Below are 15,154 nucleotides of genomic sequence, written 5' to 3'. Positions count from 1 at the left end.
CCTTTGTGTTACGAAGCTTTGTGCTACGAAGTTGTAGCGTTGGCGATATCGCCGAGCAGCAGATTGCCGTATGTATCGACGCGGACATCTTGCCCCGGCCGGATAACGGTGATCGAAGCCGGCTCTTCGATTAAAGCCGGGCCTCGCAGCCGGTGGCCGTCCAGCAGCGCCGCACGGTCATAAACCTTGGCGTCATGGGCGCCGTCGTCGAAGATCACCGAGCGCGTGTCGATCGGCTCGGGCGGCGAAGTCGCCGCCGGCAATTTCGGCAGCTGCAAGCGCTCGCTGACGGAAATAGCCGTCACTTTGATGCTGATCAGCTCGATAGTTTCGCCCGGGATATCGAAATTGTAGCGCGCCTTATGGGCGGCGTGAAAACTCTGCCATATTGAGGCAATGCTGGCATCGTCGAAATGCTCGAAATCGATCGGCACTTCGAGCTCATGATTTTGGCCGAAATAGCGCATCTCCAGCGAGCGGTAGATTTCGATGGTGGCGCTATAGCCCTGGTCGCCGAGCGCCGCTGTGGATTCGCGCACCAGATCGTCGATCACTCCATTGGCATGATCGCGCCGGAACGCCTTTGAGGTCATCGGCGTCGTGCGTTCCACATCAATGCGGGCATCGGTCATGGTGAAGCCGAAGGCGGAAAATTGGCCGGGATAATTAGGCACGATGCCGGACGGAATATTGGCGAGCGGCATCAGATCGGAGATATGCACCGGCCCCGCGCCGCCGAAAGCTAGCAGGGTGAAATCGCGCGGATCGAGGCCGCGCTCGGTCAGCACAGAGCGTAGCGCGCCGATCATGTTGTTGTTGGCGATTTGCACGATGCCGAGCGCCGTTTCCTGTGGCGATTTATCGATTTCGGCAGCGACCTTGGCAATTGCGCTTTCCGCCGCCGCCACATCGAGCGCCATTTGGCCGCCGAGGAAGTTTGTCGGATTGATGCGTCCGAGCACCAGATTGGCGTCAGTGACTGTCGCAGCTGAGCCGCCTTGGCCATAGCACGCCGGGCCGGGCGCCGCACCGGCGCTTTCGGGGCCCACGCGCAGCATGCCGCCTTTGTCGATCCAGGCCAGTGAGCCGCCGCCCGCACCCATGGTGCGGATGTCGATCATCGGAATCTGAATCGGCACACCGAACTCAATCTCGAAACTTGTGGTGAAGCTCTCGCGCCCATTGACCACGGTGGAAACATCGGTCGAGGTGCCGCCCATATCAAGGGTGACGAGGTGATCGACGCCGGCCAGGCGGGCGATTTGCTTGGCCCCGACCACGCCCCCGGTGGGGCCGGAGAGGGTCAGTTGGATTGGTGCTTGGGCGGCGGCCTCGAGCGTCATTTCGCCGCCGTTCGATTTGATCACGGCGATCCGCTTGTTGACGCCCTGTTCGGCAAAACGCGTGCTCAGGCTGGCCAGATGGCCGCTGACCAGCGGCTTGATATAGGCGTCCGCTAGGGTCGTGGAGGAGCGCTCATGCTCCTTCCATTTGGGCAGCACGTCATACGAAATAGACACCGGAATGTCGGGGCAAATCTCGCCGAATATCTCCTTCACCCGGCGCTCATGCACCGGCGTGACATAGGAGAACAGCAGGCAGACGGCGATCGCCTGGATGCGCCCATCCCTGGCAATTCGCCGCGCCACGTCGCGCACGCCGGCTTCGTCGAGCGGAATATATTCGTCGCCGCGCGAGGTGATGCGCCCGGCCACTTCGTAGGCATGGCGGCGCTTCATCAACGGCTTGGATTTGATCCAGGTGATGTCGTAATGGCTCTGGCGCTTGCCGCGCTGGATGAACGGCACATCGCGGAAGCCATGCGTCGCGACATAGGCCACTGTCGCGCCTTTGCGCTCAAGCACCGCATTGGTGGCTATGGTGGTGCCGAAGCGGAGATGCTCGATTTCGCCAGCCGGTCCGGCCTGCTCGAGCCCGCCGACGATGCCTTCTCCGGGATCGTCCGGTGTCGACAGCGTCTTCCAAACGGTGAGTTTGCGTGTGTCCCGGTCGTAGGCGACGAAATCCGTAAACGTGCCGCCGACGTCTATACTTACATCTTTGCCCATGGAAATTATCTAGCGTTACGTTTTATGAATGCCTTCGCGCGGCAGCGGAATGCGTGGCTCGTCCACCCCGGCGGCGCGCGCCGAGGCCCATTGTTGGCACCAGTCCGTGCAAAACAATTTGGCTACGCCCTCCACTTCGCCCTTGAGCCCGTCTTCATAGAGAAGAACGCCGCAATTATCGCATTTGATGTAGCGTTCGATGTAGTAGCCATTGTCTGAAAAACGCATGTTTTCCCTCATTTATCTTGCATTTGATGCGTCGCCGCAGTCGGCGCCAATAATGTCCAAGCCGGCCCGTCATTTCAATTGCCTAATTGGGCAGAATCAGGGTTTCTCGCCCTTGAACGGTGACAGGCCGGCCGGGGCGAAGCCGGCGAGATAGCGCGTGAGGCGGCTCGGGCGGCGCCCGGCATCGGCCGCAGCATCTGTTCGCGCAATCGCGCGGCGCACCAACTGGCCGCCGAAATAGCGGATCGGTTCCGGCGGAAAGTCACGCCCGAGCGGGCGCACCAATCCGCACCCAGACCATTCGTCCTTCTTTTCCAGGACCAGCGACGCGAGAATTTTGCCGCCGAGATGAGACGGTCCGACGCCGTTGCCTGAATAGCCGACCGCATAGAAGACATTGGGCCGGCCGTCGAGCGCGCCAAAATAGGGCAGGCCGGATTTGGAGCGATCGATTGGCCCCATCCAGGTGCCGGCAATGCGCACATCGCCGAGTTCGGGATAGGTCCAGCTAAGCCACTTCCCGACATCCTCGCCGAGCGGCGATGGGCCGTCCAATTTGGTGCCGACCTTGCCGCCATAGGGCAGGCTGCCGTTCATGCCGCCTTTGCCGAAGACAATGCGCCCGTCGCGCGTAGTGCGATAGTAATGCACCAGCATCCGGCCGTCGGAAATCGTCATGCCGTCGCGCCAGCCGATTTTGTCCAGGCGCTCCGGCATCGGTTCGGTCGCCGCAATGTCGCTCGACACCACGACGATGGCACGGCGGATGGGCTGGAATCGGATGCCCCAGGCGTTGAGTGCCAGCACCACTTTGTCGGCCCTGACGCGCCCTTTCGGTGTGGTGATTTCAGGTTTAGCGCCATCGCCAAGGCGTGTGAGCGGCGTGTTTTCGTAAATTCGTACGCCCTTGGCCAAGGCTACTTGCCGGAGGCCGCGCGCCAGGGCCGCCGGCTGTACGCTGGCGGTCCCCGGCTCGAAAATTCCAGCCAGATGTCGCTTAGAGCCCGAGCGCGCCGCGACCTCGTCCGGCTGCCAGCGTTCGAACGGATATTGTTGGTACTGCGCTGCGGCATCCAGCGTGCCTTCCCAGCCGTCGATCTGCCCCTTGTTGGTCGCGGACCACAGCCAGCCGTCGGGACGATAGTGGGCGTCGATGCCTTCGGCCGCGCAAAATTCACCGATGGCTTTCACCGAATCGGCGGAAGCGGTGGCCAGGCGCACGGCCTCTTCCCCGCCGCAAATTTTCTCAAGCGAGAGAAATTTGGCCCACCAGCTCAGCACAAAACCGCCATTGCGCCCGCTGGCGCCGGCGCCGCACACATCCTTCTCGATCACGACAACATCGAGAGCAGGGTCTTGTTGTTTGAGGTTGAGCGCCGTCCACAACCCGGTGAAGCCGCCGCCGACGATACAAACATCGGCGCTCATGTCACCTATGAGTGACGGACATTCTTCCTCTCCTTGGGCGATTGCCTCGCCGAGCCAGTGGCTATTTTGCCGCGCCGCCATCGTCGACTCAGAGCGCGTCGATGATGGTTTTGGCCAGTTGTTGCGTCGTCGCCGTGCCACCCAAATCGCGGGTCAAATTGGCACCTTCGGCGAGTACGGCTTCGATCGCGTCGGTAATCGCCTTGCCGGCATCCTCGTGGCCGAGATGATCGAGCATCATCGCGCCGGTCCAAATTTGCGCGATCGGATTGGCGATGTTCTGCCCGGCGATATCCGGCGCCGAGCCATGCACCGGCTCGAACATCGACGGATATTCCTTTTCCGGATTGATGTTGGCCGCCGGCGCGAGGCCCATGCCGCCAACTACGGCTGCGCCCAGGTCGGAGAGAATATCGCCGAACAAATTGCTGCCGACGACGACATCGAACCAATCAGGATGCTGAACAAAATGGGCCGACAGAATATCGATATGGAATTGATCGGTCTTGATTGCCGGGTAGCCCATTTTCATCGCTGCAAAGCGCTCGTCCCAGTACGGCATGGTATGGATGATGCCGTTGGATTTTGTCGCTGACGTCACATGCCCACGGCGTTTTTCGGCCTGCTCAAAAGCAAAACGCATCACCTTGTCGACGCCCTCGCGCGTGAACACGCTTTCCTGGATAACCATTTCGCGCTCGGTGCCGGCATAGATGCGCCCGCCCATCTCAGAATATTCACCTTCATTGTTTTCGCGCACGATAGTGAAATCGATATCGCCGGGACCGCGCCCTGCAAGCGGCGAAGCGACGCCCTTCATCAGCTTGATCGGGCGCAAATTGACATATTGCCGGAAGGCGCGGCGGATCGGGATCAACAGGCCCCACAAAGAGACATGATCGGCGACACCCGGATAGCCCACGGCACCGAGGAACAGCGCGTCGTGCGGCGTGAGCTGTTCGATGCCGTCCTCCGGCATCATGCGACCGGTCTTGGCGTAGGTCTCGCACGACCAATCGAATTCGTGCCACTCGAAAGAAATACCGAACTTGCCGCCGATTTTTTCCAATACGGTCACGGCTTCTGGCAGCACTTCTTTGCCGATGCCGTCTCCCGGAATGAGCGCGATTTTGTAGCTAGCCATGGCGGCCTCCTTTACTGAGCGGCCCGAATTATGCCCGCTTCATCCGGCGACACAAGATATTCACGATTTCCGCCCCTCCCGGAGGATGATAAACAGTAGAGCATGACCGCCGACAGAGCTGGAGAGCAGGCGCAAAACGCCTACCGCTTGGAAGACCAAGTGGGGCATTTGCTGCGCCGTGCCCATCAGCGCGCGACGGCGATTTTCCTGGCGCGTATTCAGGATGCACAGATCACGCCGACGCAATTCGCCGCCGTGGCCAAGCTGGCCGATGCGGGTGAGCTGAGCCAAAACTATCTCGGGCGTTTGACGGCGATGGACCCGGCAACCATCCAGGGCGTCACCCGTCGGCTCAAGGCGCGTGGTTTAATCACCGGGCGCGCCGACCCCGAGGACGGCCGGCGCATACTGCTGCGTCTGAGCACTAAGGGCGCGCGTCTGGCACAAAGTGTGATTCCGCAAGGTTTTGACGTAAGCGGGGAGATATTAAAGCCTTTGTCCTCGACCGAGCAGAGACAGTTTCTGCGCCTCCTGAAGCGCTTGATCTGAGGGCCGCCGCTTGACGATTATCATACGTGTACATATGATTTTGCCGCGTTAGCTGGGAGGGCAGATGGCTGAATATTTACGCCCCGCAACACTGAATTCGGCATTAGACGCGCTGGACGGCGCGCCTTGGAGCGTGCTTGCCGGCGGCACCGATTTTTATCCCGCGCGGGTCGATCGCGCACTCGACGAAGACGTGCTCGATATCAGCGCCTTGCGCGAACTGCGCAGCATCGAAGCCCTTGCCGATCACTGGCGCTTCGGCGCGCTTACGACCTGGAGCGATATCATCCGTGCCGATCTGCCGCCGATGTTCGACGGCCTCAAATTGGCGTCGCGTGAGGTCGGCGGCGTGCAAATACAAAATATGGGCACGCTCGGCGGCAATCTGTGCAATGCCTCTCCAGCAGCCGACGGCGTACCGCCACTGCTGAGCCTTGGCGCCTCACTCGAACTGTCGTCGGCACAGGGCGTGCAAAATATGGCGCTCGAACAATTCATTCAGGGCTCGCGCAGAACGGCGCTCAGGCCGGGCCAGCTTTTGACGGCGTTGATAATTCCCAAACCGCGCCAAACCCGCGCCGCCGCGCATTTCCGCAAGCTTGGCGCGCGCAAATATATGGTGATCTCCATCGTCATGGTGGCGGCGAATTTGGAAATCAACGAGGACGGCCAGGTCAGCGCCGCCCGTGTCGCCGCAGGCGCCTGCTCGGAAGTTGCTTGCCGTTTGCCGGCTTTGGAAGAGGCGCTGGTGGGAACGTTATGCAGCGCTGAACTTGGAGAAGAAGTTGCGCCGCAGCATCTCACGCCGCTTGCGCCGCTCGACGACCTGCGCGGCTCAGCCGCGTATCGCCGCGATGCGGCGCTGACCCTGGTGCGCCGGACCTTGAACGAATTGGGAGCACGGGCATGACCACGGCCGTACAATTCTCGGTCAACGGACGCGACGTCAGTGTGGACGCGCCCGGTGTCAAGCGGCTCGCCGACGTGCTGCGCGACGATCTCGGCCTGAAAGGCACTAAGATCGGCTGCAATGCTGGCGATTGCGGCGCCTGCACCGTGCTTATCGATGGCGAACAGGTCTGCGCCTGCATGGTGTCACTGGCCCAGGCCGAAGGGCGCAAGGTGGCGACGATCGAGGGTCTCGCCAATGGCGCGGCGCTGCACAAACTACAAGAGGCCTTTCATCGCCATGGCGCGGCGCAGTGCGGTATCTGCACCCCCGGCATGCTGATGGCGGCAAGCGATTTGCTGGCGCGTGTGCCTGAGCCGAGCGAAAGCCAAGTGAAGGATGCGCTCGGCGGCGTGCTCTGCCGCTGCACCGGCTATCTCAAGATCATCGAAGCGGTGCTCGACGTTTCCGGCGAAGGTCTTGGTGTTGCGCCGCCGGCAGGCGACGCGGTCGGCGCCCGTCTCGCCAAGCTCGATGGTTTGGCCAAACTAAGCGGCGCTGAATCTTATGGCGCTGACGCGATTCCTGAGGATGCCCTGTGGCTCCGCGTCGTGCGTTCACCGCATGCGTTTGCGCGCTTCACTCTTGGCGATATGGACGCTTTCGTTGCCGCCCACCCCGGGCTTACTCGCGTGCTGACCGCGGCGGATTCGCCGGAAAACCGCTACGCCATCATGCCCGGCCGCAAGGACCAGCCGGTTCTGGCGGAGGGCTTGGTGCGGCTTCGCGGTGAAGGCGTGGTCGCCCTGGTTGGAGAGCGCGCTACCGTCGAGGCCATCCGCGATGCCGACGTGCCGATCATTTATGAGCCACTCAAAGCCATGCTCGATATCGCCTCAGCAATGGCGCCTGGCGCCTTTCAACTGCATGACGATCGGCCGGGCAATATCCTCGCCGAGGGTCGGGTAAAAAAGGGCGATGTCGCCGCGGCGTTTAAGACATGTGCCGCCATCGCCGAAGGCCAGTTTGAAACCGCTTATGTCGAGCATGCCTATATCGAGCCCGAGGCGGGCTGGGCGCGTCGCATCGGGGATCGAATAGAAATCCACGTCTCTACCCAAACGCCAGTCATGGACCGTGACGAAGTGGCAGACGTCCTCAAATTGGCCAAGGAAGATGTCCGCATCATCCCGACAGCCTGCGGCGGCGGCTTTGGCGGCAAGCTCGATCTTTCGGTGCAGCCTTTGGTCGCCGTTGCAGCCTGGCTGACGAAGCGTCCGGTCGCCGCCGTCTACAGCCGCCCTGAAAGCATGATGAGCACGACCAAGCGGCACCCGGCTTTCATGACGGCGCGCTTCGGTTGCGACGCCGAGGGCCGTTTGCTGGCGGTCAAATTTCATGCCGACGTGAACACCGGCGGCTATGCCTCGTGGGGGCCGACCGTTGCCGGGCGTGTCCCGGTGCATGCCATGGGCCCCTATCATGTGCCGCATGTCGAAACTACCGGCCGCGCAGTGTTGACCAACGGCCCCTCCTGCGGTGCCTTCCGCGGATTCGGTGTGCCGCAAGCGGCCATCGCCCATGAAACCATGCTTGATGATCTTGCCGAGAAACTTGGCCTCGACCGTCTGCAAATTCGTCTCCTCAATGCGCTCCGCACCGGACAGGCTACCGGCACCGGACAAGTGCTGGAAGCTAGCGCCGGCCTCGCGCCGTGCCTGGAATTGCTCGAGCCGCATTGGCACGCCGCGCTGCAAGAAGTGGCCGCATTCAATGCCGGCGCCGGCCAGCGTCGTCGCGGCACCGGCATCGGCTGTATGTGGTACGGCATCGGCAATACCGGGCTCAGCAACCCCTCCAGCATGCGCGTCACGCTCGATGGGAGTGGCGAATTGATGCTCTATAACGGCGCCGTCGATATCGGCCAGGGCTCGACAACGATCATTGCGCAAATCTGTGCCGACGGGCTCGGCCTACCAGTGGCACAGATGAAGCAGGTTGTCGGCGATACCGACCTGACAGCAGATGCCGGTAAAACTTCTGCGTCGCGCCAAACTTTCGTGTCCGGCAAGGCGGCGCAGCTGGCCGGCGAGGATCTGCGCCAGAACATATTGCGCCACGCGAATGCCGGCCCCGATTCCGCAATCGAGCTGACCGGCCATATCGTCACCGTGCGCGATGGCGCTGAGCGTCATCAAATTGACCTTTCCACTCTTTCCGCTGGCGGCGATGGGGCCGTCCTCGAAGGGAATGGCACGTTCGACCCGCCGACGGTCCCATTGGATGAGAACGGTCAGGGCTCGCCCTACGCCACGTATGGCTTCGCCGCCCAGATCGCCACGGTCGAAGTGGATATGGAATTGGGCACCACCAAGGTGCTGAAAATCACCGCCGCGCATGATGTCGGGCGCGCCATCAATCCGATTCAAGTGGAAGGCCAAGTGCAAGGCGGCATCGCCCAGGGGCTCGGCTTCGCGTTGATGGAAGAATATGTGCCGGGGCGGAGCGACAATCTGCACGATTATCTGATTCCAACAATCGGCGACATGCCCGAAATCGAAGTGCTGGTTGTCGAGGAGGAAGAGCCGCTCGGCCCCTACGGCGCCAAAGGCGTTGGCGAGCCGGGATTGATCCCCACTGCGCCGGCGATCTTCGGCGCTATCCGCCATGCCACCGGCATCCGTCTCACCCGCGCTCCGGCGCTGCCGCACCGCGTGCGCGCGGCAATTTTGGCCCAGAGCAACAATAAGTCGCAAAATGGTGGCTGAAACCGTCAGCGATGTCATCCGCTGCGATGCTTGCCCGGTGCTGTGCCGTATCCGCGAAGGCAAGGCCGGCGCCTGCGATCGCTATGCCAATGTCGACGGCAAGCTTACCCGTGTAGACCCGCTTCTCGTCGCCAGCCGCTCGGACAAGCTGTTGCCGTTCATGGAGAGTAGCCAAGCATGGTCAGGCGAGATGTTGACGCCGGGCGATAGTTTCGTCACCGGTCTCGGCTCTGGCACCACCTATCCGGATTACAAACCGGCGCCCTTTATTATTTCCGCTGAAATCGATGGCGTCGATATGGTCACCGTCGTCTCGGAAGGCATTTTCAGCTATTGCGGCGTCAAGGTGAAAGTCGATACCGACCGTTATCTCGGTCCCGAGCAAGCCATCGTGCGCTGCCAGGGCGAGCCGATCGGCCATGTCACCACAGCGGAATATGGCTCGCAGATGCTCTCCCTCGGCGGCGTGCGCCATTTTACCGGCGGCTCCAAGCGGGAGGGCACGGTTACTTGTGCGGCGCTCCTGGCCATGTGCAATGGTGAGGCGGTGGAACTTAGCGTCGATGACGGCTCTTCTGTTGTGGTGCAGGCGGGCGCTGCACCGATCGTCGACGGCGAGCAGGAAAAGCGCATGCGCGTCGGCTGCGGTTCCGCCGCAATGGGCATGTTCGCCCAACAATGGTTTGGCCATGCCGATGAGGTGATCGTGGTGGACGATCATATTACCGGCGTGATGAGCGAGCATATGGCCGGACAATTTCTCGGTGTGCCGCCGGCCGGTATCCGCGTGCGCGGGCGGCGTTCGACGCCGGGTCGCTATTTCCAGGTTGCCGGGCACGGCTCGGGCTGGGGCGGCACGGATGTCGACGACCCGTTGGATATCATCGAGCGTATCGACCCCAAGAAAGCCTGGCCGGGTCTGCGTCTCCACATGGTTTCCACCACCGGCGAGGATGCCGCCTGGTATGTGCTCGACGATGATTTAAAGCCCGTGCCCCGAGATGTGCCGGAAGCAATCGAAACGGTGGTGGCGCGCATCGCCGAGAACTGCGAACCGGCGCTCTCAACGGTGCTGTTCATGGCCGGCGCGGGCGGCAGTCTCCGCGCCGGGGTGACCGAGAATCCGGTGCGCCTCACCAAATCGGTAAAAGCGGCGCTGACGCGCGTCACCTGCGGCGGCGCGCCGGTCTACATTTGGCCGGGTGGCGGTATCACTCTGATGGTTGATGTCACCCGCATGCCGCAAAATTCTTTTGGCTATGTGCCCACGCCGGCACTGGTAGCGCCCATCGAGTTTACTTTGACTCGCGAGGATTACGCAGCGCTCGGTGGCCATGTCTCGGCCATTGTCGGGCTCGACCAGGTGCCGGGGCAGGGCGGCAACATGCGCGTCGACGCGTGGAACGACGCCAACCCCTGGCCAGTAGGCAGCGGCGCGTGACCGGCGCGGCACAAATCGCGCTGTTGGCCGATGGCCGGCGGCTGCATCTCAATCATGGCCCCATCGATATTGTTGCCCTGGCGGAAGGTGACGAAGCCGAAGTCATGGTGGCCTATTCACAGGCAGGGGTGCGCTTCGCCACAATTCTCGATGAACTGGTCACAGAATTGCCGCGCCTGCGCGCGCCCGTCGGCGCGGCGCGGCCGCTCCTCAACGGCGCCGTGGCGCGGCGCATGGTGGCTGCGGTGTGGCCGCATCGGGATGCCTTCGTGACGCCGATGGCGGCGGTGGCGGGCGCGGTCGCAGATGACGTGCTTGGTGCACTGGTCGCGGGGCGCGATCTGAGCCGGGTCTATATCAACAACGGCGGTGATATCGCCATTCATCTCGCCACTGGCCAGTCTTTTGATGCCGGTATCGTCGATGATGCCGATGCGCCGGCCATCGATGCGCGGGTGCGGCTCGCGCAGAACATGCCGGTGCGCGGCCTCGCGACCTCTGGCTGGCGTGGGCGCTCGCATTCTCTTGGCATCGCCGATGCTGTCACCGTGCTGGCGCGCTCCGCTGCCGAGGCCGATGTTGCCGCCACGCTGATTGCCAATAGGGTCGATGTGGATCATCCGGCAATCAGGCGCGCGCCGGCCAACACGCTCTCCGATGACAGCGACCTTGGCGATCTTCCGGTGACCGTCGCGGTCGGTGAATTGCCCGATGATGCGGTTGAACGAGCACTTGCCGCCGGCCTCGCTCACGCCAGTGTCATACAGGCCAAGGGGCACATTTTCAGTGCCTACCTCTCGCTTCAGGGCCGGGTGATTACGCTAACTGCCGAGGCCCGTCTATCGGCCGCGCGAGGTGTCGCGTGAGCGGCGCGATTGTTGGCGTCGATGTCGGTGGTACCTTCACCGATCTCGTTTATATGGAGCCGGGCGGCGATGTGCGCATCGCCAAGGTGCCGACCACGCCCGGCAATCAGGCGGAGGGATTTATGGCGGCTCTGGCCGAGGCCAGCGTCGAGCTGGCTTCGGTTGCCAATATCAGTCACGGCACCACTACCACCACCAATGCCCTGCTGGAACGCAAGCTCAGCAAATGCGGGATGATCACCACCAAGGGCTTCCGTGACGTGCTCGAACTCGGCCGCCGCACCCGCCCACAGCCCTATGGTTTGATCGGTCAATTCATCCCTCTCGTACCGCGCGAATTGCGGCTAGAGGTGGCCGAGCGCATGGATGCCGACGGGAATATTCTAACGCCCTTGGACGAGGAATTGATGCGCACAGCGGTGCGCGCCCTCATCGCGGCGGGCTGCGAATCGCTGGTCGTGCATTTTCTCCACAGCTACCGCAATCCGACGCATGAGCGCCGCGCGGTGGAAATCGCGCAAGAGCTGTGGCCCAATGAATACATCACGGCGGGCCATGCCATCTTGTCCGAATACCGCGAATATGAGCGTGGCGTGACGGCCACGGTGAACGCTTGCGTGCAGCCGGTGTTGCAACGCTATCTTGTGAATCTACGGCGCCAACTGGCCGATGGCGGCTTTCGCCACGACCTTTTGGTCATGCAAGGCAATGGCGGCAGCGTCTCTTCTGGCATCGCCGCCGAAGCGGCGGTGAAGACGGTGATGTCCGGTCCCGCGTCAGGCGTCATGGCGGCGGCGGCCACGGCGCGCGCTACTGGTATCGACAATCTCATTACCTTCGATACCGGCGGTACCAGTTGCGATGTCGGTTTGGTGCAGGGCGGCGTGCCCGATGTGACCTCCGAGATGGAGCTCGAATACGCCATGCCGATTCATGTGCCGATGGTAGACGTGCATACCATCGGCGCCGGCGGCGGTTCGATCGCCTTCGTCAATGAGGCCGGCATGTTGCAGGTCGGACCCGAGAGCGCCGGCGCCCAGCCGGGGCCAATCTGTTACGGCCGCGGCGGCACACGCCCGACCATTACCGATGCCAACCTGTTGCTCGGGCGGCTCGATCCGGCCGGTCTTCTCGGCGTTGCCGGCGACGCGCCGCTCGACGCTGTGCGCGATGCGATTAACCAGGAGATTTGCCAACCGCTCGGCCTCGGGCTCGAACAGGCGGCGGCGGCGATCATCGCCATCGGCAACGATCGCATGGCCGGCGCCATCCGCATGGTGACCCTGGCGCGCGGTCATGACCCGCGTGATTTCACCCTGTTCGCGTTCGGTGGCGCCGGGCCAATGCACGCCGCCGCCCTGGCGCGTGAATTGAGCATCCCGCGCGTGCTGATACCGGCGCGCCCTGGTATCACGAACGCCATCGGCTGCATTACCGCCGATTTGCGCCATGACTATGTGAATACCCTGAACGCGCCGCTTTCGGTTCTCGATGTCGCCGAGGCGCACGCCATTCTCGAGGCGCAAATCGCGGAAGGTCGGGCGACCATCCGCCGTGAGGGCGTCGCCGTAACCAGCATCGATTGCCTCCATTTTGCCGATATGCAGTTCGAGGGCCAAACCCATCTGCTCACCGTTCCACTGAGCGGAACGGTGGTGCAAGTGGCGGAGCTACAGGCTGCCTTCGAGACCGTCTATTTCGATCGCTTTCATGTCGAACTGGAAGAAATCCGCGCCGTCCTGGTAAGCCTCCACACCGCCGTAATCGGGCGCCGGCCGGGCGCTCCCCTGGAAGCCCTGGCTGCGGCCAGCGACAATGGCTCCTTGGCAGATGCGCGGCGCGGCCAACGCGCTGTCTGGTTTGCCGGAGAGGCGCACGAAACGCCGATTTATCAGCGCCACCTTTTGCCCGCCGACATGGTGCTCGATGGCCCCGCCATCATCGAGCAAATGGATTGCACCATCGTCGTCGAGCCGGGCAATCGCGTGACGCTGGATGGTCTCGGCAATTTGGTGATCGAGGTGGCACCATGAGCGCGATCGATCCCGTCACCCTTTCGGTGGTGCAAAGCGGCCTGCAACAGGTCTGCAACGAGATGGATTTGGCCTTCGTGCGCTCGGCCTTCAGCCCAGTGATATCGGAAGCGCTTGACCGCTCAGACGGCATCTATTCCAAGGAAGACGGTTCGCTCATCGCCCAGGGCGAACTCGGCCTGCCGGTGTTTGTCGGCACCATGCAATTCTCCACCCGTACCGTCATCGAACGCGCACCCGAAATTTGGCCCGGCGATATTTTTGCCGTCAACGATCCTTATCTCGGCGGCACCCATCTGATGGATGTGCGCTTCCACATGCCGTTTTATTACCAGGGCGAGCTGTTTGCCTGGCTCTCCAACACCGGCCATTGGCCGGATACCGGCGGCATGGTGCCGGGTGGCTTTTCCGCTCACGCCACCGAGGTCGAGCAAGAAGGCCTGCGTTTTCCACCGGTGAAGCTCTATAAAAAAGGTGTCCTAGATCAAGAAATTCTCTCGATCTTCCTTTCCAATATGCGCATCGCCGACCAGCGCATAGGCGATATCAAGGCGCAATCGGCAGCGCTTTTTGTCGGCGAGCGCCGCCTTACTGCATTGCTCGATAAATACGGCGTCGATCTGGTGAACGCGGTGATCAAGGAGATGCGCACCCGCGCCGCGCGGCAAATGCGCGCCCGCATCGGCACCATCCCGGACGGCGTCTATCAAGGTCTGTCCTACGTCGATTCAGACGGCGTGGTGAACGAGCCGCTCAAGGTCGACCTGAAAATAACCAAACAAGATGGCGAGCTTTATTTCGATTTGTCGAGCTCAAGCCCGCCCTGCCAAGGGCCGATGAACAGCGTGCTCGCCACCACCAAATCCTCCATTTACCTGGCTATGAAGCATATCTTCCCGGAAGTGCCGATCAATGCGGGCACTTTTGAGCCGCTCCATATCACCGATCCTGACGGCACGTTTCTCTATGCGAAATACCCCCGTCCGGTATCAGGCTGCGCGGCGGAAGTAAGCCAGCGCATCGCCGAGGCGGTGTTCGATGCGCTCGCCAAGGCGATCCCCGAGCGCTTGTTCGCCGCGCCGGCCGGCACGTCAGGAAATTTTGCCCTTGGCGGTTACGACCCTGCGCGCGAGCGCCCCTATGTGCTTTATTTTTTTACCGGCGGCGGCTATGGCGGCTCGCCGCAGGGCGATGGCCTCACCAACGGCTGTTCGACTATCGGTATCTCGAAATCGCAGCCCGTCGAAGTGCTTGAACAACGCTATCCAGTACTGTTCGACGAATATTCTCTACATGAAGGCTCGGGCGGCGCCGGCGAATATCGCGGCGGCTTTGGCATTAATTACACCGTGCGCCTGCGGCGTGGTACGGCGCGCGCCTCGATGGTGATGGATCATGGCCGCGTCGGTCCGAACGGCATGGCCGGCGGCGCTCCCGGCGGCGTCAATCGGGTCAGTGTCGAACGCGCAGATGGCGTCTATCACCCGCCGCATCTCTCCAAGGATCAGGACATCACGCTCGCCGCCGGGGAATGTGTCCACATCTCGACACCGGGCGGCGGCGGCTACGGCAACGCGCGTGCACGCGACCCGGAGCGAGTCCGACGGGACGTACAGCGCGGCTATTATTCGCCGGAGGAAGCCAAAACCCTATTCGCCGTCGTGCTGACGGCAGCCTCGCTTGACGTTGACGCCGACGCTACAGCGATATTGCGCAGCGCGAAGGCGTCCGAATAAACC

The 15,154-nt window shown here is 62.2% G+C and carries 11 protein-coding genes; 7 read left to right on the top strand and 4 right to left on the bottom strand.

What is annotated here, in order from left to right; all coding sequences use genetic code 11:
* Positions 1-23: 23 nt before the first annotated feature.
* From O3A94_07000 to O3A94_06985, 4 genes are all read right to left on the bottom strand, one after another.
* Complete coding sequence (locus tag O3A94_07000; GenBank protein ID MDA1356000.1) at positions 24-2,069, bottom strand: hydantoinase/oxoprolinase family protein; 2,046 nt, start codon at positions 2,067-2,069, stop codon at positions 24-26.
* 15 nt (positions 2,070-2,084) lie between these two features.
* Complete coding sequence (locus O3A94_06995) at positions 2,085-2,297, bottom strand: hypothetical protein (GenBank protein ID MDA1355999.1); 213 nt, start codon at positions 2,295-2,297, stop codon at positions 2,085-2,087.
* A 96-nt stretch (positions 2,298-2,393) separates the two neighbouring features.
* The gene (locus O3A94_06990) at positions 2,394-3,806 is read right to left on the bottom strand and encodes an FAD-binding oxidoreductase (protein MDA1355998.1); all 1,413 of its coding nucleotides are present in this window, start codon (positions 3,804-3,806) and stop codon (positions 2,394-2,396) included.
* 7 nt (positions 3,807-3,813) lie between these two features.
* Positions 3,814-4,869 carry a tartrate dehydrogenase gene (locus O3A94_06985; protein ID MDA1355997.1) on the bottom strand — a complete coding sequence of 352 codons (1,056 nt, stop codon included), beginning with the start codon at positions 4,867-4,869 and terminating at the stop codon, positions 3,814-3,816.
* 102 nt (positions 4,870-4,971) lie between these two features.
* Here O3A94_06985 and O3A94_06980 point away from each other — a divergent pair, with 102 nt between their 5' ends.
* From O3A94_06980 to O3A94_06950, 7 genes are all read left to right on the top strand, one after another.
* The gene (locus tag O3A94_06980; GenBank protein ID MDA1355996.1) at positions 4,972-5,418 is read left to right on the top strand and encodes a MarR family winged helix-turn-helix transcriptional regulator; all 447 of its coding nucleotides are present in this window, start codon (positions 4,972-4,974) and stop codon (positions 5,416-5,418) included.
* Positions 5,419-5,482: 64 nt separating this feature from the next.
* Positions 5,483-6,328, top strand: coding sequence for a xanthine dehydrogenase family protein subunit M (locus tag O3A94_06975; protein ID MDA1355995.1), 846 nt, complete (start codon positions 5,483-5,485; stop codon positions 6,326-6,328).
* The gene (locus O3A94_06970) at positions 6,325-9,075 is read left to right on the top strand and encodes a molybdopterin-dependent oxidoreductase (GenBank protein MDA1355994.1); all 2,751 of its coding nucleotides are present in this window, start codon (positions 6,325-6,327) and stop codon (positions 9,073-9,075) included. The genes O3A94_06975 and O3A94_06970 overlap by 4 nt, the downstream gene beginning before the upstream one ends.
* Positions 9,065-10,516, top strand: a complete 1,452-nt coding sequence (locus O3A94_06965; protein ID MDA1355993.1) for a 6-hydroxynicotinate reductase — start codon at positions 9,065-9,067, stop codon at positions 10,514-10,516. The genes O3A94_06970 and O3A94_06965 overlap by 11 nt, the downstream gene beginning before the upstream one ends.
* The gene (locus O3A94_06960; protein MDA1355992.1) at positions 10,513-11,382 is read left to right on the top strand and encodes a UPF0280 family protein; all 870 of its coding nucleotides are present in this window, start codon (positions 10,513-10,515) and stop codon (positions 11,380-11,382) included. Before O3A94_06965 ends, O3A94_06960 begins: the two co-directional genes overlap by 4 nt.
* Positions 11,379-13,415: a hydantoinase/oxoprolinase family protein gene (locus O3A94_06955; GenBank protein ID MDA1355991.1), complete on the top strand. Its 2,037-nt coding sequence runs from the start codon at positions 11,379-11,381 to the stop codon at positions 13,413-13,415. Before O3A94_06960 ends, O3A94_06955 begins: the two co-directional genes overlap by 4 nt.
* Positions 13,412-15,151 (top strand): hydantoinase B/oxoprolinase family protein, encoded by a 1,740-nt coding sequence (locus tag O3A94_06950; protein MDA1355990.1) that lies wholly within the window; start codon positions 13,412-13,414, stop codon positions 15,149-15,151. Before O3A94_06955 ends, O3A94_06950 begins: the two co-directional genes overlap by 4 nt.
* The last annotated feature ends 3 nt before the right edge of the window (positions 15,152-15,154 follow it).

The sequence above is a fragment of the Pseudomonadota bacterium genome, assembly GCA_027624955.1.
GTDB lineage: Bacteria > Pseudomonadota > Alphaproteobacteria > UBA828 > UBA828 > PTKB01.
Note: the sequence above shows the minus strand (reverse complement) of the source record. Positions and strands in the feature narration are given on the sequence as shown.